This is a genomic window from Legionella busanensis (assembly GCF_900461525.1).
Taxonomy (GTDB): Bacteria; Pseudomonadota; Gammaproteobacteria; order Legionellales; family Legionellaceae; genus Legionella_C; species Legionella_C busanensis.
Window position 1 is genome coordinate 1 of sequence record NZ_UGOD01000003.1, and the last position, 24,299, is coordinate 24,299.

A 24,299-nucleotide genomic window follows, 5' to 3' on the forward strand; every position below is an offset into this window, starting at 1 on the left:
GTGATAGCAAAAGGAATCTTTACTCAGGCTAAATATGACCTACAAGCTGCCATTGTTGTATTTTTAGTTGCGCTACCATTGTGTTTAGGTATTGCTTTAGCCTCAGAAGCACCTATGTTTTCCGGTATTATTGCCGGAATAGTAGGGGGGATTGTTGTTGGTATGGCTAGTGGTTCAGCGCTAGGCGTGAGTGGGCCAGCTGCAGGACTTGTGGCGATTGTTTTAGGGGCTAAGGAAACTCTAGGTTCTTGGGAAGCATTTTTACTAGCAGGGCTCATAGCTGGAATATTACAGATTATAGCTGGGTTTCTACGTGGGGGTATTATTGCTTATTATTTTCCATCAGCTGTCATAAAAGGTATTTTAAGTGGTATTGGCATTATTATCATTTTAAAACAGATCCCACATTTACTTGGATATGATATCTCCCCGCTGCTTACCGATTTAACTAATGGAAAGCTCTCTCAAATTGAAGACGCATTCAATAACATCAACCCTGGTGTAGTTATTATTAGCATCATATCACTTGCTTTGATGATACTTTGGAATCAACTCATTGCTAAAGGCTATAAAATATTCAAAATATTACAAGCGCCACTGATGGTAGTATTGCTTGGTCTTTTTTTTGCTTGGCTTTATGAGAATAAATGGCTGCCTTTCCATTTAGAGGCAGCAGAATTGGTACAAATACCAGAATTTCAAAAAATTACTGACTTAGCTGATGCAATAACATTACCTGATTTTAGTCAACTAAGTAATCTTGCTGTATATCGCGCTGCAGCAGTCATTGCTCTCGTAGCAAGTTTAGAAACGCTATTATGTGTAGAAGCCACAGATAAGCTTGATCCGCATAAAAGAGTCACGCCAACAGACCGAGAGCTTAAAGCACAGGGATTAGGTAATATAATTTCCTGCTTAGTGGGCGGATTACCTATTACACAAGTGATTGTACGCAGTACAGCAAATATAACGTTTGGTGCTAAAACTAAATTATCAACTATCTTACATGGTACTTTTCTATTAGTCTGTATACTTGTTATTCCAACCTTGTTAAACCATATTCCTTTAGCGTCCCTTGCAGCTATTCTCATTATTATCGGGTATAAGTTAGCCAGCCCATCAATTTTTAGACAAATGTATAAAATGGGCTGGGAACAGTTTTTACCCTTTATCATTACCGTAATTGGCATTGTATTTAATGATTTGCTTTTTGGCATTAGTATAGGTTTTGCCGTCGCTATCTTCATCATTTTGCGCCATAATTATCTAAATTCACATGATACGCGAATCTATATTGAAAAAGGTATTACGTATCATATGGAGCTTGCTGAAGAAGTAACTTTTTTAAATAAAGGCAGCATCATCAACGATTTTAAACAAATTCCCCCAAAGGCTACGCTTATTATTGACGCCAACCGTTCGAAATATATCGATAATGATGTACGTGAGGTCATTAATAACTTTCTTCAAAGTGCTAAAATAAAAGAAATTTCAGTTAAATTGCGAGGAATAGAACCATGCACACGTTAACTAAAGAGCAACAGCAAAATATTTCCCCAACGCAAGCGGTTGGCTTACTCAAAGCAGGCAACCAACGCTTCATTAATAATATTAAAATTAATAACAAATTATTGCGACAAGTACAGGAAGCTTCTAAACAACAGTCTCCTTTTGCTGTAGTTTTAAGTTGTATGGATTCGCGAACGCCAGCCGAGCTAATCTTTGATCAAAAATTAGGATATATTTTTAGTTTACGTATTGCTGGTAATATTCTTAATGATGATATTATTGGTAGTTTAGAATTTGCCTGTAAGGTAGTAGGTGTTAAACTCATCGCTGTGATAGGCCATAGTGGATGTGGTGCGATTCAAGGCGCCTGCAATAAAGTCAAGCTTGGGAAATTAAGTCAGTTGCTGTCAAAAATTAATCCAGCAATTGATAAAGCTAAGAAAAAATTTCCAGCTCTCAACCCAGACACCCCAGAATTTGTACAACAAGTAACTCAATTAAATATTGAGCTTACTGTTGATGAAATAAGTAAGCGCAGCAAAATCCTTAGTGAGCTTTTGAAAGAATATAAGATAGCGATAATCGGTGGTTTATATAATATTGAAAATGGTGAAGTAGAGTTCTTTGAAAAAGATAAAAACTGAAATTTTCAGCTTAAAAGGCAGAAAAAACCATAACCTCTTTTGCCGTACAAAGATAGGATTACTTTCTCTATGAGGGCCAAATAAGTATAGAAAATGATTATACCTCTACAAGAAATAGAGTTAAATATTTAAAAATTATTATTTCTAACCAGAAAATAATAGTTTTTCCTTTCATCTGTATATAGATCGTTTTTCGAACGATTTGAAAGGATAGGGGATTATGACAATTTAACTTTGATTTCAGTTCGTAAACGCTAGCCATTAATCAATGTTCATTTTGGTAAAAGATAACTGAGTTTATGAACAGTCATCAAAACTGGTTTCTATAGTTGTTATGAAATTTTCTAAACGTGATGAGTAAGTACTTAAATCTACTTCCAGTAGCTCTAAAAGGCAGTATCTGTATAATAAATTTAATTTGTGAAAAATGTACAAACATTCTGATCCATTAGGTATGTTTTTCTTTTTTTCCACATGAAACAGTTGATTTCTATTTGTTTTGATTTTATCGATCATTGGAATTAGAGTAACTTCATTGATTTGCTTTTTAAAAATACTAGTTCCTTTAAGAAGGATAGTTTCTTGAATAACTTCTTTAAAATTTTGAGGTTTTTCTCTTATAAGGAAGGCTTTAAATAGTGGTTCAAAAACTTGACTCAACAATGCTAGCCTTAAATCTATTAAAAATTCCATAGTGGATGTAGTATATAGATACATTCTATATGGAAAATCGTAGTTATTTTTGAATGGAATCCACTTCGGGAATATTTGATCATAATTGAAAGTGGCAATATCTATAAGACATGCACAATTTTTCTTAAGATCACCATATGAGGAGTAGGCTACTAGGAAATTCTCATATAATTGAGTAGATTTCTTCTCAAGCTCATCATCATAATGGCTATCAATTGTATTACTTACTTCTATCTTTTGTATATTGGGGAAATATCTTAAAAATAGCATTTTTATCTCATATAGAGATAAGAAATTATCACGCAATGTATCAATATTAACTAGTTTACTGGTCGTAATAATCACCTCAATATCGAAATTAATGAAGTTGATATTAACTGCATAATTAACATTATTATCAACATAGTTAAAAGTATTAGTTATTGGTTGAATGTAACATGTACCAATCCTGGGTTTAGCTAATAATATTGTGATTTTGTTACAAGTTAAGTTTTTATTGCTCATTAGATAGTTCCCTGTAATATATTGGGCGACTGATGTTAACAATTTTAAATATTTGCTTTACAGAAAACTCACCTGATTTCTTTAGTTTCTAAGCTGATTGGCTTTCTCAGTTATTAGACTTCGGGGCCTGCCGCCAACTCTTCCCTTTGCTCTCGCCGCATCAACACCTGCTTGAAGGCGCTCACGAATTAACTCTCGTTCCATCTCAGAAAAAGCCGCACATATATTAAACATTAACATTCCTATCGGAGTAGAGGTATCAATCTTATTCTCTAAAGATTCTAAATTTATACCGCGCTCTTTAAAGTCTAATATCATTTCTGCAAGTTTGATCATTCTCCTGCCAAGCCTATCCAACCGAACAACACAAACTGTATCTCCTTTACGAAGCTTTGCTAACAAGTTATTGAGCTCCTTGCGATCAATTTTAGCTCCACTGATTTTTTCACTAAATATTTCATCACAACCAGCATCTTTTAATTTTTGAATTTGAATGTCTAGACTTTGATCGTTTGTGGAAAAGCGAGCACAACCGAATTTCATATACCGTCCTTAGAGTATAACATTGTCCCAAAAACCTAAATTACCAGAGGTTTCGAGACAATAGGTTTTGGGAGTAGTTTTGGAATCCCAATTTAAGGAGTAAATATGAAAAATTCGATAGAATATGGAGGTGTCCCAAAAACCCAAGTATTTAATTCAGGTAATACCCGTTTCTATATTCATAATTAATATGCTTCTTAGGGACTAGCTTATTGTTAAGTTCATGCCTTTTAAGAAAATTTCATCAAGAAAAACACACATATAATTTAAGGTTAAAAATATTAAGCATCAAAAACTAAGGGCATACAAAGTAGATGAAATACAGATGTTATTAGATTACTCTGCTTTTTTATATCAGGCTACCTGGATACTGCTAATTAGAACAGCTAAGTAGCTGGTACAGCAGATAAAGAAGTTTCATTAATGGGTATATCAACTAATTCTTTTGATAGTCCTTTCCGTTTTCCATCTTTTATTTTGTTAATACCAAAAAAGCTGAGGCCGCTAGAAAAAATGGCAGAAAGTGAAGAAACAATGCCAAATGTTATTTGGGTTTGAAGCAAAGTCATTCCGATACCAATGCCTAAAGCACAAATTGGTGACCCAATAAAACAAGTCGCTACTAGGCAACCAATACTAGCTACAATAAGCAGCACGCCTATAGTCACGGCAATACCTCCAAATACTTGTTTACTAATTGAAGGAGCTCCTGAGGCATATTGTGCGAGAAATATTAAATCCTCCCTTGCCTCACTATTTAAATGATCGCTTTTGAGTATATTTAAATTATGAAGTATTCGTGTATAAAAGCGATAATCTATTTCTTCATTATTAGCTAATCTCTCTGTAATCTCAGATTGAATTAAGGAGGTGGTATTTTCAAAACTTATTTGCAATAAATTTTGCCTTTGAAAATAGGCTTGAAGTGAAGAAAGCTCATATTCAAAAATTTTTTTCTCGGTTTTAGACAGGTCAAAAGAAAAGAGCCAAGTAGACCTTTTTGTTTGAGAAAAATAATTATTGGAAGTTTGCCCAGTTTGAAACTCATCTGGTAAATCTCCTGCTTCAGGAATATGTGTTGATTCAATAAGTTCATCTAAGAGTAATAAGAAACTCTTATCTTGTACCTTACTTTCAACTAACCGATACATTTCCCATAGAAAACCACAAAGTCTCAAGTAGTTAATTTGTGCACAATAAATTTCAGGTGCTATAACTTCAGGATTTAAAGCAGGCAGTACGGTAGTATTAGTTGAGGTTAATAAAGTTAATTTTTCCTGGATATAAAGCAAACAACCACGCACTTCTTCTGGAAGACCTAAAGGATGTTTCTTATCGTAATTTTTAAGACGAGATAAAATCTTATTACTTAAGTTATCTACCAATAAAGAGGGAGCGTTTTTTATATTTTGCAAAAACTCTTCACCTTGAGCTACGTTTCTTTTAATCCATGTGATACGTTCTTTTGTCTCCCTGATGGATTGCTGGCATTGAACTATCTGATTTTGATAATCGTCAATATCTTTTTCTAATTTAAAGCGTTTATTTTTTAAATTATTTAATTCGTTAGTTAAGGATATAGTTTTACCAGCGGAAAATAGATCGTCGATAGTATGAAGAATACTGGTATTATTAGAAGAATGTCCATGATGAGATTCATGGTATTGAATATCTTGAGTAGTACGAAGATCAGCTATAGATAATTGTGTTTCTATTGATGAAATCTTTAATTGTACTTGGGTGAGTGAGGCTTGTATAAGATGTATACTTGCTTCTGCTTTTTCTATCTTTTTTGAGAGTTTTAGAACTTTCTTTTTATGTATAGGTCGTTCACTTTTCCAACCCTCAATATTAGCTTTATTAAAAATTACATTTTCATAAGGCATTACAAATCGTCTTTTTAGATCAAAAAATGCATATTAAATTAAATTTAAGTCCATTTCAAATTTATTTTGAACTACATGAAAATTAAATAATCAATTTCTTGAGATTCATAGAAAAGCAAACCTTCACCTCAAAGTTAGAATAACAATTTTTATAAAAAAATAGGGGGGAGGAAGGAAGCTTTCATTACGTCTGATTACTGAGTTAATTAGGTAAATCTGACTTTTAATTTATTTAATAACTTCTGTCAGCGTCCCAAAAACCCATAGTAAGAAACAGAAATTAAAATAGTATTCTGCTCAAAAGTAAAGCGATGAATACATGCACTTTTGATTAAGAAGTATGATAAATGTTCTAATCGGAGTAAATTTTATATGATTTAAAATCAATAAATTACCTAGTAGCTGACTCAATTCTTAAATAGACCATCACCTAATACTCCGATAGGAAAAATAATTTCTAATTGCAATAAATTACAGACCTTTAAGTGTATTTAAATTAGTTGAAATGTTTAAATTAAGGCTCGACAATGTTAAAATAAACTTTATTTTGTTATCTTTTGCATATCCTAAACGATGATGTGCGGTTTTAACTCTAACGACGCCAATTAATGCTAATAGGCAGACCCTTCTAAAATTCGAACTGAAGATTACATAGGCTTAATTAAAGAATGAATATGCCAAATAAGTTGAAATCATGTAATAAGGTTAAATTAAGATTAAGGTTTTTCCCATGTTAGAAGTTAGAAGCGTCAGTATGAATTTTGGAAAAAAATCCCTATTTCAAAATGTTGATTTAATCCTATTGCCGACTAAGCGCTATGGTATAGTTGGTGCAAATGGAACAGGTAAATCTACATTTTTAAAAATTTTAGCAGGTGAAGAATCCTCTATCAGCGGGAGTGTTGAAAAGGCGAAGAATCTTAAAGTTGGTATATTAAAGCAAGATCACTTTCGATATGAAGCCGATTCGCTTTTGGATGTGGTAGTTCAAGGAAATGCAAGATTATGGGATGCGCTCACCGAAAAGAATAAAATATATGCTAATGAGCAATTTACAGAAGAAGATGGTTATCGCGTGGGTGAGCTTGAAGAAATTATTATGCAAGAAGGGGGATATGAAGCAGAGTCCACCGCTAAGAACATTTTACTTGGTTTAGGCATTAATGAAAAATTCCATAATAGCCCCTTAGGTGCCTTATCTGGTGGCTACAAGCTTCGCGTTTTGCTGGCACAAGTTTTATATCAAAATCCAGACATTATGCTGCTCGACGAACCTACGAACCACTTGGATATCTTATCGATAGCTTGGCTTGAATCATTCTTAAAAACAACTTTTACGGGGCTGCTCATTTTCATTTCACATGACCGTAATTTTCTCAACAATGTATCAACTAATATACTCGATATTGATTATGATACTATTCATAATTATCATGGTAATTATGATCAATTTGTTGTTGCTAAAGAGACAAAGCTTATCCTTAAACAAAGTGAATTAAAAAATCAACAGAAAAAAATTGAAGAAATGCAGGCCTTTGTAGATCGATTTGGCGCTAAAGCAAGTAAAGCCACTCAAGCAGCTTCTCGTCAAAAAATGATTGATCGCATCGAATTGGTTGAGATAAAAGATTCTAATATTTGTAAACCATATTTTAATTTTCAACAGAAAAAAACCTCGGGTAAATCAGTTATTAAGGTTGATAATATTCATAAACAATTTAATGAAAAAATTGTATTAAAAGAGGTTGGATTTAATATTAATCGCGGTGACAAATGTGCAATTATTGGCCCTAATGGAATCGGCAAATCAACGTTATTAAAAATTTTATTAAATGAACTTCAACCAGATAAAGGTTATTTTGAATGGAGCGAAACGATTAAAGCTGGGTATTTCTCCCAGGATTATCACCTGCAGTTGGACCCAACTCGAACCGTGTTAGAGTGGATGGAAGAGAAAGTTGTAGCTACATCTCAGGAGATAAGAAAAGTATTAGGCCAGGTGTTATTTCGTGGCTCAGATGTAGATAAGAAGATTGGGTTGTTAAGTGGTGGTGAATCGGCAAGATTAGTGATGGCTAAACTAATTTTAGAAAAAAACAACGTGTTAATCCTTGATGAACCGACTAATCACCTTGATCTTGAATCAATTGACGCCTTAGTAGAATCTATTCAAGATTTTACCGGCACTGTATTATTCGTAAGCCATAATCGACATTTTATCGACAGCATCTCAAATCGGGTAATAGTCTTAACCGAACGGTATGGCGCTCAAAATTACCTAGGAAATTATAAAGATTATCTTGATCAGTTTGGCACGGATTATCTCGCAACAGCTTAAAGCGATGCCATCATAGCAATTAACGAGACTAAAAACTATAAGGACTATAGGGCTGAAGGCCAGAAAAGTATAACAGAGAACAAAAAGAACTGGTTAATTTACCCAAGCATAAATAGTATTTAAATTAATATAGGTAAGGGGGGCTAGAGACTAAAGCCTAATATGTAACAAAAAAGGTATAGTTGATGGACAGAAATTCTAATGATCCACTGCACGGCACTACCCTAGAAACCATTTTAAAGAGTTTGTTAATTTGTTATGGCTGGGAAGGCTTGGCCGAGCGGGTCAAGATTAATTGTTTTTATTCGAACCCTAGCATCAATTCAAGCCTTAAATTCCTACGCAAAACACCATGGGCCAGAATTAAGATTGAAACCCTTTATCGTGATTACTTAAAAAATAAAGATTGCGGCAACTCATTGTTACGGGAGTAATAAATAATATGAAAGATGTTTTCATTAATAAAGAACACGTTGAACTCTTTAAAATTCTTAAATTTGAAGGTATCGCTTCCAGTGGAGCAGAAGCTAAGGATATGATAGCTGCGGGCAATGTATTAGTAAATGGTCTAATAGAAAAACAAAAAAGAAAAAAAGTGGTTGCTGGAGATACGATTGAATTGAATGGAGAGGTCTTTCTACTACAGTTGAGTGCTAATTAATATTTTTCTACACCTAGGTTCTATCTAGTTAGAATGGGTGAAAATCAAGAAGGCTCATAATGTCCCAAAAATCCATAATATAGTATTATATCATATATTGATATATATCATTATTTGATATAAAATTTTTTTATGAATTGGACAATAAAAATAACAAATAAAGCTGCTAAACAAATTGAGAAGCTTTCTAAATCAGCTAAGGCTACCTTATTGCTTTTACTTCGAGATATAGAAAAAAGTGGCCCAAGCACAAGTGGTAGCTGGAAAAATTATGGAAAGTTAAAGGGCATGATAGGTGATAAACGCCATTGTCATTTAATGAAAGGTAAGCCAACTTATGTTTGTTGCTGGGAAGTTGTCGACAAACAAATAAAACTTATTGAGGTGTATTATGTCGGAACGCATGAAAAAGCCCCCTACTGAAGCTATTGCTATGGTTACCTGGCATGGAGAATATTATGCATTACCAGTAGGGGTTATTGAGAAATATAAAGTTAAAAAAGAAAATAAAAATAATTTTTCTATTGATGATATTTTTGGCGAACTTATTGAGGAGCACGGTGAGCCTGGACTTTTGCTAAAAGGGTTAAGGCATCGAGAGGGCTTAAGTCAAATTGAATTTGCTAAATTACTAAATATTTCCCAGACTAATTTATCTGCTATGGAAAATGGTAGACGTGCCATTGGTAAAGAATTTGCGAAACGAATAGGTGAGCAATTTAATATCGATTACCGAAATTTTTTATAAATTTAATAAGAAAGTGATAGTGAGAAATTACCTTAGCTTTGAGTATAGCTCGTAATCCAATAAGTCTAATTACTACACTAAGCAGACTTATTAGTTGAATAGCTTCAAAACAAATATATTTTTAGTAAGTGTCCCAAAAACCCATCTTTTGTTTATTAAAAATAATTAAAGCAACGCGAACTTATCTTTCACTATACAGACAAATTTGGGAAAGCTAGAGAAGACCTCGAATCAATGGCAATTGAAGATTTTTGGGGAGTTGGCGCCTTAAGCGCAATATACGATAGAGAATTTGTAATAAAACGCTCCTTGCAAGATATGCTAATCCCAATTATAAAGGAGAAATTTGCTTTTTAGCCAAAAGAATTTGATTGAGACTACTAAATGAAAAATGTAATAAATTACTTAAAACAAAATCATTTGATACTTTCTACCGCAGAATCGTGTACTGCAGGACAAGTATTAGCAATTTTAGCGAATTTTGAAGGCTGTGGGCAATGCATTGATGTGGGCTACGTTGTCTATTCAGAATCAGCAAAAAAAGATATTTTAAAGGTTCAGCAAAGTACCATTGAGCGATATACATTAACAAGTGAACAAGTTGCCCGAGAAATGGCTTGTGGTGCTTTTTATAAAAGTAGAGCTAATGTGGTACTCGCTACCACAGGCTTAACTGGGGAGAAACCAATGGATGGTATAAAGCCTGGCACTATATGCTTTGCCTGGGGGTTTAAAGAACCTAAAACAACGGATATCATACTCTTTAGTGAAACTAAAATTTTTGAAGGCGAGCGTGCTAAAATTCAAACATTAGCAGCAGAATATGCTTTACTTGCCATACCGTCATTGCATAAAAATTTGTAGAGGTAAAAATCCATGCAAAGTGAACAAGTTAATTACGATAAACAAAAACTTATTATACAGAAACTTAACGTCAGCGCACAGTTTGAGGCAGGACAAGAAACACAAAAGCGGGTTGAATTTATCAAAACTCAGATATTACTAACTAAGCGCTCAACTCTTGTATTAGGTATCAGTGGTGGTATTGATTCAACGGTTGCTGGGCGTTTGGCACAGCTTGCTGTAGAAAGTTTACGCCAGCAAGGAGAAAAAGCTCAATTTATTGCAATGCGCCTACCTTATGGCACACAAAAGGACGAAGCCGATGCTCAACAAGCGTTAGAATTTATTAATCCAGATACTGTATATTCAGTAAATATCAAACCTGCCTGTGACGCAATGTTATCTAGCTTATTATCAAGTGGTATTCATTTTCGCGATGAGGCACAACAAGACTTTGTTATGGGTAATATTAAAGCCCGACAACGAATGATTAGCCAATATGCCGTAGCTGGCGCCACAGATGGGTTAGTCATTGGCACAGACCAAGCTGCTGAAGCACTAATGGGATTTTTTACTAAATACGGCGATGGTGCATGTGATATAGCCCCATTAGAAGGTTTAACTAAACGACGTGTGCGTAAAATTGCTATGTATCTTAACGCACCTACTTATTTAACTAATAAAGTCCCAACTGCTGATTTAGAAGATTTATCGCCGCTTAAACCTGATGAGCTAGCATTTGGTATTTCCTATAATGATATTGATGATTTTTTAGAAGGTAAAATTGTTCCTGAATCAGTTTATAAAATTATTTATGCTGCTTTTAAGGCAACAGCGCACAAACGTAGCCTTCCAGTAACACCTTAAACTTTGCCAGCAAGCCAGGCTATTCTAAAAAACAGTTTGTTTGGCTCTGTAAGATTTATTGAATAGAGATCATTTAGAATTAACGATTGAAATAAAAAGTTTCACTTATCCATAAATATTCAACAATTTAAACTTATCAGTAAAAATAGAGTAGGCCGTTAAGTAAATAACTTCTCTTAAGTCTGATTACTTTGATAATCAGACTTATATTTAAATCCTTTAAAATCAAAGGCATAAATAATTTTTTAACCAAGTAGAGTTATTTACTAATTACTTAGTAAAGTAGCAATGCAATAAATATTCTATAGTTAAAAGATATAAAAAGTTTATATGCTTATAGCCAAAATTTAAAGGATTACAAACATCAACAAGGAACGTTTATGCCTATTATCAAAACCGCTGATACAGATATTTATTATTATGATTGGGGAACTGGCAAACCCGTTATTTTAATTCATGGTTGGCCCCTTACATCCGCTAGCTGGGAATTTCAAGCACGTTTTTTAGCTGAAAAAGGGTATCGTGTTATTGCTTATGATCGACGTGGTTTTGGTCGCAGTGATTGGCCCTTTAATGGTTTTGATTATAATACGCTTGCCGAAGATCTCCATCTACTTATTGAAACTTTAAATTTAAATGATATTACTTTAGTAGGATTTTCAATGGGTGGCGGTGAAGTGGCGCGCTATCTAGCAAATTTTGGGCAGAAAAAAATTAGTAAAGCTGTATTTATTGCAGCAGTCGTCCCTTACTTATTAAAGACCGATAATAATCCTGAGGGTATAGATAAAACCGTTTTTGATGGCATCGTAGAAAATTTAGTTACTGATCGCCCTGCTTTCTTAGAAGATCTAAGTAAGCAATTTTACAGCTACTCAGTCATTAATCATACCACCTCAACTGCGTTTTTAGAATTTTTCAAATTTATGGCATTAACTGGCTCCCCTAAAGCAACGATTGATTTAGTACGAGCTTGGAGTGAAACAGATTTTCGTAATGATTTAACGCGTATTACTTGCCCTACGCTTTTCATACATGGAACAGACGATATTATTGTTCCTATTGAAAAATCAGCTAGGATAGCGACCAAACTCATTCCAAACTCAACATTAATAGAATATGAAGGTGAATCGCATGGACTTATCAATACAGCAGGCCGGCGAGTTAGTGAAGATTTATTAAATTTTATTAACTAGAAAATTTATACCGCTACATAATTTGTTCTAGCTGGCGGTATTTTTCTTCGCGAAGCACTTAATTTTTGTAACGTTTTCCTAATTTAAAATTAATCAAACAGGAACAGAAAAAATTTTTAGAAAAAATCCAGCGACATAATAGTACAGCCATAGAGTGTTACTAAATCTGGTTTATATGCTAATCAGACTTATTAGTGGGAATTATCAAAAATTTATTTTCCTATTAAAGTCTTACTATAGAAAATTATAATTAATATTAAATTTTTTAATATTATAGTTTGAGCCCGCCCTAAAAACTTGCAATCTTTATTGTTTCACTTTACGAATATTATATTAAGAATGTATGTGAGTAGCCTTTGATATCAAACAATTTTTATCCAACCAGTTTAGAGTATAGCTCCATAGGTTTTTATATTTTGAGCTAAAAAATTTCATATGGCCTATGTCTTTATAACCTAGCTTCTTTGGCTCTAAAGTTATAACCTCTGACACCATCATAGGATAAACCTTTAACATGTCTTGAACATTTTCATAGTTGGCAATAGGATCATCAGTTGCATGTAGCCATTGTGATGGAATCTCTAGCTCATTATACGAATGTTTTTGTATAGTCTGCCCAAAATCCATTGCTACATATCCTTTACCCTTGCACCACTTCTGCCATTGATAAGCAACCATTTTAGGTAATGGCTCACCCATACCTAGCCAGTGAGTTTTAGTATATCCGAATAATAGATTATTTAGGGGAATAAAAACATTTAAAAAGAAGTATGCTTGCAGTTTAAAGGGGTAATGCATATTGGATAAACTCCCTGAAGAGGAAGCAAAATTGAACATTGAGCTGATGTCTTTCGCATTATTCATTAAGCCAGCTAATTGCCCACCTGCGCTGTGTCCTATTAAATGATACGATACAGAAGGAAATAGATTTTTAAGCTTTTCTAAAACAGCTGGCATATCTAAACTTCCCCAATCTATTAAAGAGGCATTAACATCCTTAATCGAATGTTTAACTGAATCGCCAATTCCTCGATTATCGAAGCAAATTACACCATAATCATGTTCAGCTAAATAAGAAGCAAATGAATTATAAAATACTCGCTTAATACCTGTAGCAGGCGCAATCATTACTGCACCCTTAAGGACATCTGGTTTATATAAAGTGCCTGCTAATACATATCCGTCTGGACATGAAATACTGATTTCAGACTTTTCCATTAACAATCCTTTTAATTAGATAATAATGCAATCATCAACAGTGCATTATAAACTTCTTTAACCTTACTTTGATATTTTTTAGAAGTTGTTATCGCCACGTAGAATTTTAGCAATAGTTGCAGGTTCCCGTTGTAACAGTAATAAAAGGACTCTTGCAGAGCCATGTGGTGAACGGTCACCTTGTTCCCAATGTTGTAATGTCCGAGGGCTAAAACCGAAACTATCTGCAAATTGTTGCCGCGATAAGTTAAGTTTTTTCCGAATTGCGCGAACATCAATGGTTGCTGGAACTTCTATTTTATGAATTTTCGCAGCACCAGTATTCCCACGCACATAGTCAATGGCCTCTTTCATGCCTTGGACTATCTCATTACCGATGTCTCGATTGACCATACTATTATCTCCTATTCTGCTTGCATTCAGCTTTTAAAATTTGCGCAAGCGCTGTAATTTGTTTCTTTTGCTCAGGCGTTAAATTATCTTTAACACCTTTTCCATAAGCCGTTAATAAAAAAATGGGAGCGTATTCATCATAAAAATAATAAATGACTCTCACACCACCGCTTTTTCCTTTATTTTTACTGCCCCAACGAACTTTCCTTACCCCACCTGTTCCTGGAATAATATCGCCAGCGTCTGGGTTTTTAGCGATGTAGTTAATAAATTCATCGCGCTCATCTGGACTGATTACTTCCCCTACTTGTGATAAAAAGGCCGGGAATTCTATTATTGTTATCATTTTTTTCATAAGTAAATTATGCCCCATTGGAGCAATTTAGTCAAGTATTCCGTACTTTATTTTCAACCTTACGAGCGCCATTTGAGAGATATTAAACCGCTCTTTTGAATTAAATTTACGAGCTAACCTAATTCCTGAGTTGGTAATTAAACTAAGATCTAGGGCCCAATGAAACTTGTTTCTTTCTTCCCATAATTTAAATGCTTCATCAATATGCATTTGCGCTTCTACCTCATTTATTTTTGTCACTTTCATCAGATGTCTAAGCGCTATTTCTCCGCGCCTTTTTATTTGAGCAAGCCCAATATGGGTGACCTCATGGCAACGCTTACATAAAGCAATAATTCGAACCAGTTTTTGAGTTTTTGTTTCCTCGTTAAAGTCCCAACGCTCATGAGCTTCTAGTGGTGCCCTTTCGCTGCAACATTCACAGTGGTAATTTGCACGCTTGTAAATGTAGTGTCTTAACCGCTCCCAATCGCTTTTAGCAATACATGTGCGCACATTGGTAAACCAACATGATTGTGGAATAAGATCGACATATAATTCATTACTACCAAAGGCGCGATTTTCACCGCTAAGTTCTACCGGGAATTCGCTTATTTGAAGTGGCCATCGAGCCATAATCCTGGATTTTCCTCAGATAAATACCATCGTTTTTGACGTGGGTCCCAAAGACAACCTAAGTCTTTTGCCTCTTCTTTTTCACTAAAAGGAACCTCTAAATAAAAACGCATGATTTATTCCTAAAATCATTTTATTTAAAATTTTAAATAAAAATGTTGCCATCATAAATCGTTATCACAAACACGCAATAACATTGCGCTCTTAAATTTTACTAAAAACATCATGAAGAGTCGAAAATTTAATTAGAAAAAATGAGACTCAAAAATAAGAGCACCACACACTACGCTAATCAGACTTAGAAAATAAGGGTGAAACTCAGAATAATACAATAATAAGTGACTCAATTAATCATTTAGAAAGACTTTCAACCATTGCCATAGCTCTTCATTATTATTGGCGATAGGAATTTTATATCCTTCAATGAGTTGTCTATACCAATTATATTGAGCATGTCCTCCACCTAAAAATCCAATGACATTCATTTTAGCGGCCATAGCCGCTTTTATTCCTGGAACGCTGTCTTCTATAACAATGCAATTTTCAGGAGCACACCCCATTTGTTTAGCTGCAAAAATAAATAAATCTGGCTTAGGCTTACCTCTTTGAACTTGATCTGAAACAAAAATAGAGGGTTCAGAGAAAAATTTAAATTGATCTGTTAACTGAAGGGATTTAATTACTCGTTCTTTAGAGCTGCTTGAAGCAACGCATTTTTTTTATTTTTTCTGTGTGTAGTAGTTTTATTAGTACAGGTTCAATAAGCGGCTTTAAATGAAGTTCAAACGATTTAATTAACTCTCTTTTTCTTTGCTCAAAGAAATCATCTGAAATAGAGCTATCTACTTCAGCAAGGATTATTTTTCTAAAATCCTTAGTATTAATTCCTGTAAATCGTCTTATGCTTTCTTCTATACTAATTGAATAACCCATCGACCGTAATAATTCAATGTCACCTCGATGTGCCAATATTTCGCTATCAACTAATACACCATCGCAGTCACAGATAATTAATTTATTCATTTTCACCTAGTCAAACAGATTTTTAAAATCAAAATACATAACGGAATATAGCGTTGAATCATTGGTCAAATCCAATTATAAGTTAGAATTAATTGTTATTTAGTAAACTTACTGGCCTTAATTGGCTCTATCATGTTATTATATGGGCATAAGGTTATTTATTATAAATTATTTAAGGTAGTAATCTAATCAATCTCTGGTTTAAGCAATGTTGTTCAATTTTTATCTTATTAAATTAAGATTCACGTAAATTCTACTTCTTATTCCCCATTCCTCCCTTTTACAAGGAAAAATCAATGCTGTTAGCTGATCCCTATATAAAAACTAACACTATTTTCAATAAACAAAGAAATATCTCTCAAATAATAAATAAAATAAAATTCATGTGTTACGCAATATGTCCGGATGATGTCTTAGATTATCTGGGTATTTATAAAGATGATTTACTTATAGTCCATAAAAAAGAAGCACATGACGGTGATATAGTATTGGCTTTAGAGGAGGATGAATTAATTCTTCGCGTCTTAAAAGAGACAGAAACTAATTCAAAACTCGTTTCTCACCATGACGATTATGAGTCCATATCCTTAGATTCTAATCCAGCCGTTACTATTGTAGGTGTAGTAGCTTATGTCATGTTGCCCATAAGTTTATGAGGTTATAAGATAAGCTGAATGAGCGAATAAAGGTTGACTCAATTAAGCTCCTATAGAGCTAGTTAACAAGATAAGGAATTAAATATAAAGGATAAAAATAACCTTAAAAGCATGGGATGGCTATGTGTACTATAATTTAATTATAAGACAGTATAAACTTTTCACTCCCTTTTGGAAATTGTAATCACATTATACCTTCTTTAAACACTTTATAGTGCCCTCTCATGACTTTTATAGAGAATGACAATGCTTACTTATACTGCAACGGTTTATTTTGGTCCTCACATAATTAATACAAAATCAAGTAACGACTTAGACACTCTTTTCATTTGGATGTTAACTGAAGGAAACAAAGATTTTGGCGAGTCTAGTGGCCAAATAGTCAATAACCTAAATCAGGAAGTCGTCAAGCAGTTTAAAAAGAACTCGTTTTTAGATTGAGTAACATTCTGTCGTCTTTTCACTTATCACATTCTACCTATTCATATTCCATCACTTGCGCTGGGAACTTTCATGAAAACGAAAGAAATATCAGACTTAATAGGCTCTAGATTTAAAATTTAAACAATGTTGCTATGATTAATTCTATATTTTTGTTATCTTATAATTAAGACGGGTAAAACCTAGTTATGTGCCTTCAATGTTCCCCGCAATCGCGGGATATGAGTTGGAGGAAGAAGGCATAGCGGGCACCGTCTTTTTTATTTTAGTTTCGGTTCTCATCTGATTTCCTCAATAATTCTACTTGAAAACGCTTCATGCCAGCCTAAATCACTTAACGCATGTTTAAGAACAATGCCATAACAAAATAAATCAACGGCTTGAAGTCCAAAATTATTATGTGATAGCTCATGTAATATATTAAGAGACACATTAAGTGGTAATTTAGATTCAAGCTTAGTTCTAAGAAAGCAATCAAATGCTGATTGTTCGCGCTTACCTTTACATTTATCAACGATAAGTTGGATATGTTTATCTGAAAAAGAAAAGTCCACCCTATCAATGATTTCATGACAAAGTAAATTATATAATCGATGTAGCTCAATTACATTACTAACCTGAGAATATAAATCAATTTTATCAACAACAATACTATAAATATCCCAGTTTTGATGAGGAAATTTTTCTAGTCGGCGATAAAAATATTGTTTAATAGCAGCGGTGGTGACGTTAGGGCTTTTGAATTCTGAAATTTTATTTTTATTTTTTTCTGGTTTAGCTTCTCAACTAGTGTTCTTCTAATCGCTGTTTTAAATGAAAAGAAAGTATTTTAATCATGGTAGACGAGCAAGGTAATGTAAAAATATTTTGAATTATTTTTATCAAAATTAAATACTAAAGCCACTGAAATCATCTAAAAAGATATACATAAGAAAATTATTATTTTTATAATAAGTAATTTTAACAAATTACCTATAACCTTACACTAAAAAATGATAGCTATAGGAATTAATTTTTATCGTTAATATTAATCAATCACAAACGCGCAATTGGCCTGCGCTGTAAATTTTCAATTAAGTTAACCTAAATAAAATGAGCAGAAAATCTAGAAGAGGATTAAGAGGGCTATTGCATAGCCAGCACACCTTTCGCATTATTCACATATGTCCTTCTCTTTCTTTATTCATCATTCTTTTAAGGATTTTTAACTAATTTATTGACATAAAATGCCGGTGAATGTGTGATGAAAATTTTGGTGAAGAGAAAAATTACACACAAACCTTATCCTCCTTGGCTTAAGTGTCGACGTCTCATCCTATTCATCATAAATTTCATCACATCTTCACCGCGCCAATTAAACTTATTGATAATATTTGACCGTGACACATTATTTTTTATTGTTAGCATTGAGAGCCAATAAAGTGTTGGGTACGACCCGTTACGGATTTCACCTGATAAAAATTATTCGTTCACATTAACTTATTGCCTTGTGTATTCTGAAGAGTTAACTAATTTTCAAAGATAAATTTTAGGTTAGGAACTGATAAAGTTATTAACTAGATTAAGACACTTAGGACGTAGTCGAATTCAAGAGCTATAGTCATCTTCTAACACTTTCATTGCTTCAATAGCTTTAAAACTTGTATCATCCATTGTTGTATTAAACCAAGCACTCAATATTTCTTTTGCTAAATCTTGCGTTAGAAGACGATTAGATAAAGCTAATACATTAGCTCCATTCCATAATCGAGCGCCAGATGCAGTTGCTGCATCTGTACATAGAGCAGCTCTGATGCCGGGAATTTTATTAGCAGCAATAGAGATTCCTGTACCAGTCCAACAAAAGAAAACGCCCTCTTCACAAATGCCTTGCCTAATACATTCCGCAGCCGCTTTAGCTACTTGAATCCACGGCTCATTTTTACGAGATTTAATGGCTCCAAACAAAATAACTTCATGCCCTAAACGTTCTAACTCGTCAACCACAAAGTCATTTACAGGGTAAAGTTCATCACTACACACTGCTATTTTCATCAAACTTTCCTATCTATTATTTTAATTGAAATTAACTATTTTATAATGACATTTAATTCTTTTAAATTATTTTCAATAACGACATCAAAGTGTCGTGTGATATAACTGTTTTCTTATAAAGTACCCATCAATTTTTATGATTTTTTTAAAAATACTTTGAAGTTCGCTGTAGATGGGCAATAACATTATCGCAATTAAAAAGTTACTCAAATTAGTTTGACAATAAATTAAATTTACCGAATAGTATGGCAGTATTTCTTAATCTTTTACTTTTAACATACCAGGAAAGAATAATTATTAAATAAATGGAGTTAAATTTTATGATTAGCGTCAAAAAAATAGCTACAGTCGCTCTGATTTTAGGACACAGCGCTCTGTTTGCAGGAACTATGGGGCCAGCTTGTATACCAGGGAATGTTACAGTACCTTGTCCTACAATGGGTTGGGATATTGGTATACAAGCACTTTATTTACAACCTCTTTATAGCAATACTAATCTAAGTGTCGTTAATGTTGGTAGTGTCAATGGGACATTAACCTATGATGATTTAGACAATGATTTTGAATGGGGTTTTAGATTAGAAGGATCTTATCATTTCGGGCCGGGTAATGATATTAATGTCAATTGGATACGTTGGCATGATGATTTATCTGTCAGATCACATGCTGGACACTTATCAGCTTCTATTGATCCAACTTTATCTTTAATTACCTTAGGTAGTGTAATCTACAGCGGCACTGACTTTGATGCAGTTAATTTTGAATTTGCGCAGCATGTTGATTTTGGAGAGTTTAAAGATATCCGGTTTCATGCTGGAGCTCAATATACCCGTATACATACTCAATTTCGTGGTGATCAAACTATTTCTGGAACATCTACATCCACAGCATTAAGCGGTCTCCCTAGTGCAACAGGTGCTCTTAATTTTAATGGTGGTGGCCCGCGGCTTGGTATGGATATGCTCTATAATTGGGGCGCTGGCTTTTCTATTTACGGTAAAGCCGCTATAGCTGCAATTGTTGGCGAAAATGAATATCGTAATAATGCAATATTTAGTGATATTCCTGGTGCATTAAGTCGTCCAGTTCGTTCCTCTTTTGTCTCTTTAGCACCTGAGATAGATGCTAAATTAGGTGCCGCTTATACCTTTGGAACCCCACAAGGTAATTTTACACTTGATGTAGGTTATATGGTCATAAATTACTTTAATGCGCTGCATTTCAGCAACTTAGACTTAAATACAGCTCATGAAACTAGATTAAGTAGCGATTTTGGTTTACATGGAGCTTACGCTGGTCTTAAATGGATTAGCGCTGTATAGCGTAGTTAGTTATTATTAACAGTTAATTAGGCCTCCACTTCCTATTAACTGTTAATAAAAGCGATTCAAGTAAAATCAATGCTTTTTTTATACAAACTACTTTCAATTGAAATGCTTGTTTCCCAGGCAGGCTTAAAAAAAGTAGTAATTGCTTTCTTAGTTAATTCTTCATGATCAATAACAATCTTTGTTTCATGACAATGACGCAAACTTATTTCATCAAGATTAGCGGTCCCAAAAAAAAGAATTTGATCATCAATAGACATAAACTTCATATGAATCACACCAATATTAATTTTGTCCTGAGAATACCATTTAATGTTAAGGTGATTGCTTTTATCTAGTGCTATACCTGATAATAATTGAGTAACAGTACTATCATTAGTACCACCATACTTTTTCTCTCTTTTATCATTAAATCCTTTGCCTAGAATTAACTCTAGTCTGCCGCCTCTTTTATTAATAAAATTAAGTAATAACCTTAAAATGGTTGGCTCATTTAAATTTGGCGTAGTAATACGAATAATATTTTGAGCGTTTTCAAGCGCAGCAATAAAAGCGTTATTAATTGGTTCAGGAGGTAATGTTACAAATAATCCAGCGGTATATTTTTTTCTAAGCTTACTTGCCAAGTATAATACTGGCGCGTTATTCTTTTCTTCAATAATATTATTGGGGACATTCATATTTTCATCCCAATAATTAGGCAATATATCTTCTTCGTTAAGATTGCTCCTTTTATTCCAGGTGTTAATAAAATCAAAAAAAGCAGATTGTGCCGGCTTTCCCCTTAATAAAATAGCGGCATCATAATTACAGTTAGAGCCATAATTAGAAAATTGAAAATTGGCTCCTGTGATAATTACGGTTCCGTTATCAATCAAAACTGTTTTGGAATGTATTGAATCTAGCCAATTATGGTGATGTACTCCCACATGGACACGTATATTATCAGGTAAATCTTTTAAGCCAAGATCACTAGGAGAATGGGGCCATTTGATTGGCTTTTTTTGCCGAAATACTAGTTGCGCTAACCACCCTAGCTCATCAAGTAAAATAAATATATCGATATAAATATTATCACCTTGATTTAATTTAGCTCTGCCAATCTCTATTAGAGTAGATTGTAAGTCATGAACAAATTTAATGCGTCTATCCCAAGCAAATGTTTGTATTAATATTTGTTTTTTTGCCTTTTTAATTTCCTTAATTATTAGATTAAAAATTTGTTCACCTTTAAGAGCAAATTCAATCTGATTTACATCTGTAATACTCAATAATTTTTCTTGAGGAATCCAACCTTTACTAACGACAGGTAAAACATTAGAAATAATTTTATCCATAATTGTTGATATTGGAAATTTTACATGCACAATTTTTTTTTAGATTGCTCATTTTCCTCGGATAAAAACCTCTTACCTGTAATGCTGTTTAAAGAATAAATATTTTCATTGTTGCCAATTTTGACATAATTAGAACTAATACATATATTTTCTAAAGGATGATTTTTTTCTTGAAAAATGTTTGCAACTACCTTAATAAAAACATCTGGTCCACAAATGATAATTCTAGTATCTTTATCAAACTCAGTTTGCATTAAATAATCATTAACTCTACCCTTATACCATCCTTTAGGGACAACATCTGTTTGTGTCAAAGTTAAGTAATTTCTCTTATCTTCTGCCCAAATATTTATTTCGTCCAAATTAGGAATACTTTTGATATCTTTTGCACTATAAATGACACTTATAGATATATTATTATTGACACTATGTTTTATACTTTGTAATAACGAAATACCACTACCTGCTCCAATAATTAGAGTAGGAGCTAAATTATCGTCTACTGTAAAACCATTTCCAAAAGGACCATCTAGTAATATTGAATGTCCTGAATGAAATTTAAAGATTTCTAAAATCTTTTTTATACTTAATCTATGAACTGCTTTTGGAAAAGTAAATTGAATATAATCATCATGACTCCCAGAAGCAATAGATAAAAGTAAAGGCTTCATAAATTCCCTAGGCAAATGATTACTTGGATAAATAGCAAAATATTGTCCAGGTTTAACTTGAATATGATTAGGTCTTTTAAAAGTGAGAACTATAATTTTACCCTGCTCTTTAACATCTATTAATTTAACATAATTTCTGTGTTTTTTTTTCAATTCAAACATTTTAGAAAACATAATATCCCTTTATTTCTAAATAAATTAATTGATTTTTCTAAAACTAAAATCCTGTATTACTTTAACCTTTAGAATAAAAATTTCAAAATCTTGACCCTTATTTTTATGAAAAATAGTTGAAATAAATATCGATATATTAATAATATCTTTATGATGTTTAAATTTGATCACTAAATTTATGTAGGAAATTAACTTAATTCTAGAGTTGTAGTTTCCTTCTAAACGATAATTAGAACAAATAATTTTTAATTCCACATAAAAGCACATAAATCAATATCTTGAAGTGTAAAAACCATAAAAAACAAAGCGATAAATTTATAACTTAAAAATTTTACCACATCAAATTTAAATTTATTTTAATCAATTTGGTTGAATTTTAATCAATTTGGTATAAAATTTATTTTTATATGAAGCATAAAATACTTTACATCTTTATTTTGATTTTTAGCCTTGGTGCTGGATTTCCAGTATGGCCATTAAACGAGCCTGTGTCGCCAATGACTTTTAAAGTGGTAACCTTTGAAGAATTGCCTGGCTGGGGAGATACAAGTATAAAAGAATCCCTTTTAGCTTTTCAAATTTCTTGTACTGGATTTTTACGACAAGATCCGGAGCATGCTGTGGGCAGTAAAGAAATTCCTTTAAAAGTTAAAGATTGGTATCCTGCTTGCAACAATGCATTAACTCTAAACCCTCATAACATTGATGAATCAGAAGCGCGTGAATTTTTTGAAAAATGGTTCACACCTATTGAATTTTATAATAAAAATCCAGTTCAAGGACTATTTACTGGATATTATTTGCCTTTATTAAATGGTAGCCTTACAGAGACTAAGGAATACAATATTCCTATTTATGGCTTACCATACAATATGGTTATAGCTAAATTAGAAGACTTTGATCCTAAATTAGCGCACCAACATATAGCTGGCCGAGTTCAAGAAAATAAACTTGTTCCTTTCTATACGCGAGAAGAAATTAATAACGGAGCACTTATAGGAAAAGCACCCATACTTGCCTGGGTTAATAATCGTATTGATAGATTGTTTTTAGAAATTCAAGGCTCAGGTATTATTAAATTACCTGATGGAAGTACTTTATATGTTGGCTACGCTGGGGAAAACGGAGCGCCCTATACTTCTATAGCCCAAGTATTAATAGATAAAGGAGTAATGACGAAAGATAATGCCTCTATGGAAGGGATAAGAGCATACTTAGACGCGCACCCTCAAGAAATGTTACCTATTCTTAATCAGAATAAATCTTTTGTCTTCTTTCGTATTTTAAAACAAACAGCCGCAATAGGAGCAGGAGATGTGAATTTAACGCCAGGTTATTCATTAGCAGTTGATGAAAAATGGATTCCTTTAGGTACACCATTATGGCTCGACACAACTAGACCTAGTCAAACATCTACTTCTGACAAAACACTACAACGTCTAATGATTGCCCAAGATACCGGTGGCGCAATTCGAGGTCCTGTTCGTGGGGATGTCTTTTGGGGAGCTGGAGATAAAGCTACCTATATAGCAGGTCACATGAAAAATAAAGGTTATTATTGGCTGTTATTACCTAAAAATGTAATTTCAACTCTTCCTAAGCAGTTACCCTAAATTTAGTTG

27 protein-coding genes are annotated in these 24,299 nt (G+C 33.2%); 13 read left to right on the forward strand and 14 right to left on the reverse strand.

Going from position 1 to position 24,299, the window contains the following annotated elements; all coding sequences use genetic code 11:
- Nucleotides 1-3: 3 nt before the first annotated feature.
- Together DYH30_RS15680 and DYH30_RS15685 are read left to right on the forward strand one after the other, a co-directional pair.
- Nucleotides 4-1,530, forward strand: a complete 1,527-nt coding sequence (locus DYH30_RS15680; RefSeq protein WP_115332774.1) for a SulP family inorganic anion transporter — start codon at nucleotides 4-6, stop codon at nucleotides 1,528-1,530.
- Nucleotides 1,518-2,153, forward strand: coding sequence for a carbonic anhydrase family protein (locus DYH30_RS15685; protein WP_115332705.1), 636 nt, complete (start codon nucleotides 1,518-1,520; stop codon nucleotides 2,151-2,153). The genes DYH30_RS15680 and DYH30_RS15685 overlap by 13 nt, the downstream gene beginning before the upstream one ends.
- Before the next feature lie 297 nt (nucleotides 2,154-2,450).
- Here the strand turns inward: DYH30_RS15685 and DYH30_RS15690 are convergent, their stop codons facing one another.
- From DYH30_RS15690 to DYH30_RS15700, 3 genes are all read right to left on the reverse strand, one after another.
- Entirely contained in the window at nucleotides 2,451-3,350 is a 900-nt protein-coding gene (locus DYH30_RS15690; RefSeq protein WP_115332706.1) for a HEPN domain-containing protein, read from the reverse strand.
- Nucleotides 3,351-3,431: 81 nt separating this feature from the next.
- The gene (locus DYH30_RS15695) at nucleotides 3,432-3,893 is read right to left on the reverse strand and encodes a recombinase family protein (RefSeq protein ID WP_242604778.1); all 462 of its coding nucleotides are present in this window, start codon (nucleotides 3,891-3,893) and stop codon (nucleotides 3,432-3,434) included.
- 386 nt (nucleotides 3,894-4,279) lie between these two features.
- Complete coding sequence (locus DYH30_RS15700; RefSeq protein WP_115332707.1) at nucleotides 4,280-5,779, reverse strand: hypothetical protein; 1,500 nt, start codon at nucleotides 5,777-5,779, stop codon at nucleotides 4,280-4,282.
- Nucleotides 5,780-6,509: 730 nt separating this feature from the next.
- Between DYH30_RS15700 and DYH30_RS15705 the strand changes: the two genes are divergently transcribed.
- From DYH30_RS15705 to DYH30_RS15740, 8 genes are all read left to right on the forward strand, one after another.
- A complete protein-coding gene (locus tag DYH30_RS15705; protein ID WP_115332708.1) occupies nucleotides 6,510-8,117 on the forward strand; it encodes an ABC-F family ATP-binding cassette domain-containing protein in 1,608 nt (535 codons plus the stop codon).
- 185 nt (nucleotides 8,118-8,302) lie between these two features.
- Nucleotides 8,303-8,551 carry a VF530 family protein gene (locus DYH30_RS15710; RefSeq protein ID WP_115332709.1) on the forward strand — a complete coding sequence of 83 codons (249 nt, stop codon included), beginning with the start codon at nucleotides 8,303-8,305 and terminating at the stop codon, nucleotides 8,549-8,551.
- Between the two features lie 8 nt (nucleotides 8,552-8,559).
- Nucleotides 8,560-8,778 carry an RNA-binding S4 domain-containing protein gene (locus DYH30_RS15715; RefSeq protein WP_115332710.1) on the forward strand — a complete coding sequence of 73 codons (219 nt, stop codon included), beginning with the start codon at nucleotides 8,560-8,562 and terminating at the stop codon, nucleotides 8,776-8,778.
- A 132-nt stretch (nucleotides 8,779-8,910) separates the two neighbouring features.
- Nucleotides 8,911-9,201, forward strand: a complete 291-nt coding sequence (locus DYH30_RS15720) for a cytotoxic translational repressor of toxin-antitoxin stability system (protein ID WP_115332711.1) — start codon at nucleotides 8,911-8,913, stop codon at nucleotides 9,199-9,201.
- Complete coding sequence (locus tag DYH30_RS15725) at nucleotides 9,170-9,526, forward strand: helix-turn-helix domain-containing protein (RefSeq protein ID WP_115332712.1); 357 nt, start codon at nucleotides 9,170-9,172, stop codon at nucleotides 9,524-9,526. Before DYH30_RS15720 ends, DYH30_RS15725 begins: the two co-directional genes overlap by 32 nt.
- A gap of 384 nt (nucleotides 9,527-9,910) precedes the next feature.
- Entirely contained in the window at nucleotides 9,911-10,390 is a 480-nt protein-coding gene (locus tag DYH30_RS15730; protein WP_115332713.1) for a CinA family protein, read from the forward strand.
- Nucleotides 10,391-10,402: 12 nt separating this feature from the next.
- Nucleotides 10,403-11,236: an ammonia-dependent NAD(+) synthetase gene (gene nadE, locus DYH30_RS15735; RefSeq protein WP_115332714.1), complete on the forward strand. Its 834-nt coding sequence runs from the start codon at nucleotides 10,403-10,405 to the stop codon at nucleotides 11,234-11,236.
- Between the two features lie 380 nt (nucleotides 11,237-11,616).
- Nucleotides 11,617-12,432 (forward strand): alpha/beta fold hydrolase, encoded by an 816-nt coding sequence (locus DYH30_RS15740; RefSeq protein ID WP_115332715.1) that lies wholly within the window; start codon nucleotides 11,617-11,619, stop codon nucleotides 12,430-12,432.
- Nucleotides 12,433-12,765: 333 nt separating this feature from the next.
- Here the strand turns inward: DYH30_RS15740 and DYH30_RS15745 are convergent, their stop codons facing one another.
- The 7 genes from DYH30_RS15745 to DYH30_RS18200 form a co-directional block, all read right to left on the reverse strand.
- Nucleotides 12,766-13,650 carry an alpha/beta hydrolase family protein gene (locus tag DYH30_RS15745; protein WP_115332716.1) on the reverse strand — a complete coding sequence of 295 codons (885 nt, stop codon included), beginning with the start codon at nucleotides 13,648-13,650 and terminating at the stop codon, nucleotides 12,766-12,768.
- A gap of 78 nt (nucleotides 13,651-13,728) precedes the next feature.
- Nucleotides 13,729-14,043, reverse strand: a complete 315-nt coding sequence (locus DYH30_RS15750) for a helix-turn-helix domain-containing protein (RefSeq protein ID WP_115332717.1) — start codon at nucleotides 14,041-14,043, stop codon at nucleotides 13,729-13,731.
- A gap of 4 nt (nucleotides 14,044-14,047) precedes the next feature.
- Nucleotides 14,048-14,398, reverse strand: coding sequence for a type II toxin-antitoxin system RelE/ParE family toxin (locus DYH30_RS15755; protein WP_115332775.1), 351 nt, complete (start codon nucleotides 14,396-14,398; stop codon nucleotides 14,048-14,050).
- A 27-nt stretch (nucleotides 14,399-14,425) separates the two neighbouring features.
- Nucleotides 14,426-15,013 carry a DNA primase gene (locus DYH30_RS15760; protein ID WP_115332718.1) on the reverse strand — a complete coding sequence of 196 codons (588 nt, stop codon included), beginning with the start codon at nucleotides 15,011-15,013 and terminating at the stop codon, nucleotides 14,426-14,428.
- Nucleotides 14,989-15,126, reverse strand: coding sequence for a DUF5710 domain-containing protein (locus tag DYH30_RS18085; RefSeq protein ID WP_160116233.1), 138 nt, complete (start codon nucleotides 15,124-15,126; stop codon nucleotides 14,989-14,991). The genes DYH30_RS15760 and DYH30_RS18085 overlap by 25 nt, the downstream gene beginning before the upstream one ends.
- A gap of 234 nt (nucleotides 15,127-15,360) precedes the next feature.
- The gene (locus DYH30_RS18195) at nucleotides 15,361-15,693 is read right to left on the reverse strand and encodes an HAD-IA family hydrolase (protein WP_207385810.1); all 333 of its coding nucleotides are present in this window, start codon (nucleotides 15,691-15,693) and stop codon (nucleotides 15,361-15,363) included.
- A gap of 10 nt (nucleotides 15,694-15,703) precedes the next feature.
- Nucleotides 15,704-16,036, reverse strand: coding sequence for an HAD family hydrolase (locus tag DYH30_RS18200; RefSeq protein WP_207385807.1), 333 nt, complete (start codon nucleotides 16,034-16,036; stop codon nucleotides 15,704-15,706).
- Between the two features lie 383 nt (nucleotides 16,037-16,419).
- Here DYH30_RS18200 and DYH30_RS15770 point away from each other — a divergent pair, with 383 nt between their 5' ends.
- A complete protein-coding gene (locus DYH30_RS15770; protein WP_131740736.1) occupies nucleotides 16,420-16,692 on the forward strand; it encodes a LexA family protein in 273 nt (90 codons plus the stop codon).
- Nucleotides 16,693-17,411: 719 nt separating this feature from the next.
- Here DYH30_RS15770 and DYH30_RS15780 read toward each other — a convergent pair.
- Together DYH30_RS15780 and DYH30_RS15785 are read right to left on the reverse strand one after the other, a co-directional pair.
- Nucleotides 17,412-17,885 (reverse strand): DUF3800 domain-containing protein, encoded by a 474-nt coding sequence (locus DYH30_RS15780; RefSeq protein WP_115332721.1) that lies wholly within the window; start codon nucleotides 17,883-17,885, stop codon nucleotides 17,412-17,414.
- A gap of 835 nt (nucleotides 17,886-18,720) precedes the next feature.
- Nucleotides 18,721-19,167: an RpiB/LacA/LacB family sugar-phosphate isomerase gene (locus DYH30_RS15785; RefSeq protein ID WP_115332722.1), complete on the reverse strand. Its 447-nt coding sequence runs from the start codon at nucleotides 19,165-19,167 to the stop codon at nucleotides 18,721-18,723.
- Nucleotides 19,168-19,487: 320 nt separating this feature from the next.
- Between DYH30_RS15785 and DYH30_RS15790 the strand changes: the two genes are divergently transcribed.
- Entirely contained in the window at nucleotides 19,488-20,489 is a 1,002-nt protein-coding gene (locus DYH30_RS15790; protein WP_115332723.1) for an Lpg1974 family pore-forming outer membrane protein, read from the forward strand.
- A gap of 65 nt (nucleotides 20,490-20,554) precedes the next feature.
- Here the strand turns inward: DYH30_RS15790 and DYH30_RS15795 are convergent, their stop codons facing one another.
- Both DYH30_RS15795 and DYH30_RS15800 read right to left on the reverse strand, forming a co-directional pair.
- The gene (locus DYH30_RS15795; RefSeq protein ID WP_131740738.1) at nucleotides 20,555-21,832 is read right to left on the reverse strand and encodes a phospholipase D-like domain-containing protein; all 1,278 of its coding nucleotides are present in this window, start codon (nucleotides 21,830-21,832) and stop codon (nucleotides 20,555-20,557) included.
- A 20-nt stretch (nucleotides 21,833-21,852) separates the two neighbouring features.
- Nucleotides 21,853-22,677: a ferredoxin reductase domain-containing protein gene (locus tag DYH30_RS15800; protein ID WP_115332725.1), complete on the reverse strand. Its 825-nt coding sequence runs from the start codon at nucleotides 22,675-22,677 to the stop codon at nucleotides 21,853-21,855.
- 407 nt (nucleotides 22,678-23,084) lie between these two features.
- Between DYH30_RS15800 and mltA the strand changes: the two genes are divergently transcribed.
- Entirely contained in the window at nucleotides 23,085-24,290 is a 1,206-nt protein-coding gene (mltA, locus tag DYH30_RS15810; RefSeq protein ID WP_115332727.1) for a murein transglycosylase A, read from the forward strand.
- Nucleotides 24,291-24,299: the final 9 nt, after the last annotated feature.

Excerpts from the sequence above, each read along its gene's own strand:
- nadE (WP_115332714.1), top strand. The coding sequence starts at position 10,403 with ATGCAAAGTGAACAAGTTAATTACGATAAACAAAAACTTATTATACAG.
- DYH30_RS15755 (WP_115332775.1), bottom strand. The coding sequence starts at position 14,398 with ATGAAAAAAATGATAACAATAATAGAATTCCCGGCCTTTTTATCACAA.
- DYH30_RS15795 (WP_131740738.1), bottom strand. The coding sequence starts at position 21,832 with ATGGATAAAATTATTTCTAATGTTTTACCTGTCGTTAGTAAAGGTTGG.
- DYH30_RS15700 (WP_115332707.1), bottom strand. The coding sequence starts at position 5,779 with ATGCCTTATGAAAATGTAATTTTTAATAAAGCTAATATTGAGGGTTGG.
- DYH30_RS15800 (WP_115332725.1), bottom strand. The coding sequence starts at position 22,677 with ATGTTTTCTAAAATGTTTGAATTGAAAAAAAAACACAGAAATTATGTT.
- DYH30_RS18085 (WP_160116233.1), bottom strand. The coding sequence starts at position 15,126 with ATGCGTTTTTATTTAGAGGTTCCTTTTAGTGAAAAAGAAGAGGCAAAA.
- DYH30_RS15710 (WP_115332709.1), top strand. The coding sequence starts at position 8,303 with ATGGACAGAAATTCTAATGATCCACTGCACGGCACTACCCTAGAAACC.
- DYH30_RS18200 (WP_207385807.1), bottom strand. The coding sequence starts at position 16,036 with ATGAATAAATTAATTATCTGTGACTGCGATGGTGTATTAGTTGATAGC.
- DYH30_RS15705 (WP_115332708.1), top strand. The coding sequence starts at position 6,510 with ATGTTAGAAGTTAGAAGCGTCAGTATGAATTTTGGAAAAAAATCCCTA.
- DYH30_RS15685 (WP_115332705.1), top strand. The coding sequence starts at position 1,518 with ATGCACACGTTAACTAAAGAGCAACAGCAAAATATTTCCCCAACGCAA.
- DYH30_RS15720 (WP_115332711.1), top strand. The coding sequence starts at position 8,911 with ATGAATTGGACAATAAAAATAACAAATAAAGCTGCTAAACAAATTGAG.
- DYH30_RS15740 (WP_115332715.1), top strand. The coding sequence starts at position 11,617 with ATGCCTATTATCAAAACCGCTGATACAGATATTTATTATTATGATTGG.
- DYH30_RS15715 (WP_115332710.1), top strand. The coding sequence starts at position 8,560 with ATGAAAGATGTTTTCATTAATAAAGAACACGTTGAACTCTTTAAAATT.
- DYH30_RS15750 (WP_115332717.1), bottom strand. The coding sequence starts at position 14,043 with ATGGTCAATCGAGACATCGGTAATGAGATAGTCCAAGGCATGAAAGAG.
- DYH30_RS15695 (WP_242604778.1), bottom strand. The coding sequence starts at position 3,893 with ATGAAATTCGGTTGTGCTCGCTTTTCCACAAACGATCAAAGTCTAGAC.
- DYH30_RS15760 (WP_115332718.1), bottom strand. The coding sequence starts at position 15,013 with ATGGCTCGATGGCCACTTCAAATAAGCGAATTCCCGGTAGAACTTAGC.
- DYH30_RS15745 (WP_115332716.1), bottom strand. The coding sequence starts at position 13,650 with ATGGAAAAGTCTGAAATCAGTATTTCATGTCCAGACGGATATGTATTA.
- mltA (WP_115332727.1), top strand. The coding sequence starts at position 23,085 with ATGAAGCATAAAATACTTTACATCTTTATTTTGATTTTTAGCCTTGGT.
- DYH30_RS15785 (WP_115332722.1), bottom strand. The coding sequence starts at position 19,167 with ATGAAAATAGCAGTGTGTAGTGATGAACTTTACCCTGTAAATGACTTT.
- DYH30_RS15770 (WP_131740736.1), top strand. The coding sequence starts at position 16,420 with ATGTGTTACGCAATATGTCCGGATGATGTCTTAGATTATCTGGGTATT.
- DYH30_RS15790 (WP_115332723.1), top strand. The coding sequence starts at position 19,488 with ATGATTAGCGTCAAAAAAATAGCTACAGTCGCTCTGATTTTAGGACAC.
- DYH30_RS15730 (WP_115332713.1), top strand. The coding sequence starts at position 9,911 with ATGAAAAATGTAATAAATTACTTAAAACAAAATCATTTGATACTTTCT.
- DYH30_RS15690 (WP_115332706.1), bottom strand. The coding sequence starts at position 3,350 with ATGAGCAATAAAAACTTAACTTGTAACAAAATCACAATATTATTAGCT.
- DYH30_RS15725 (WP_115332712.1), top strand. The coding sequence starts at position 9,170 with ATGTCGGAACGCATGAAAAAGCCCCCTACTGAAGCTATTGCTATGGTT.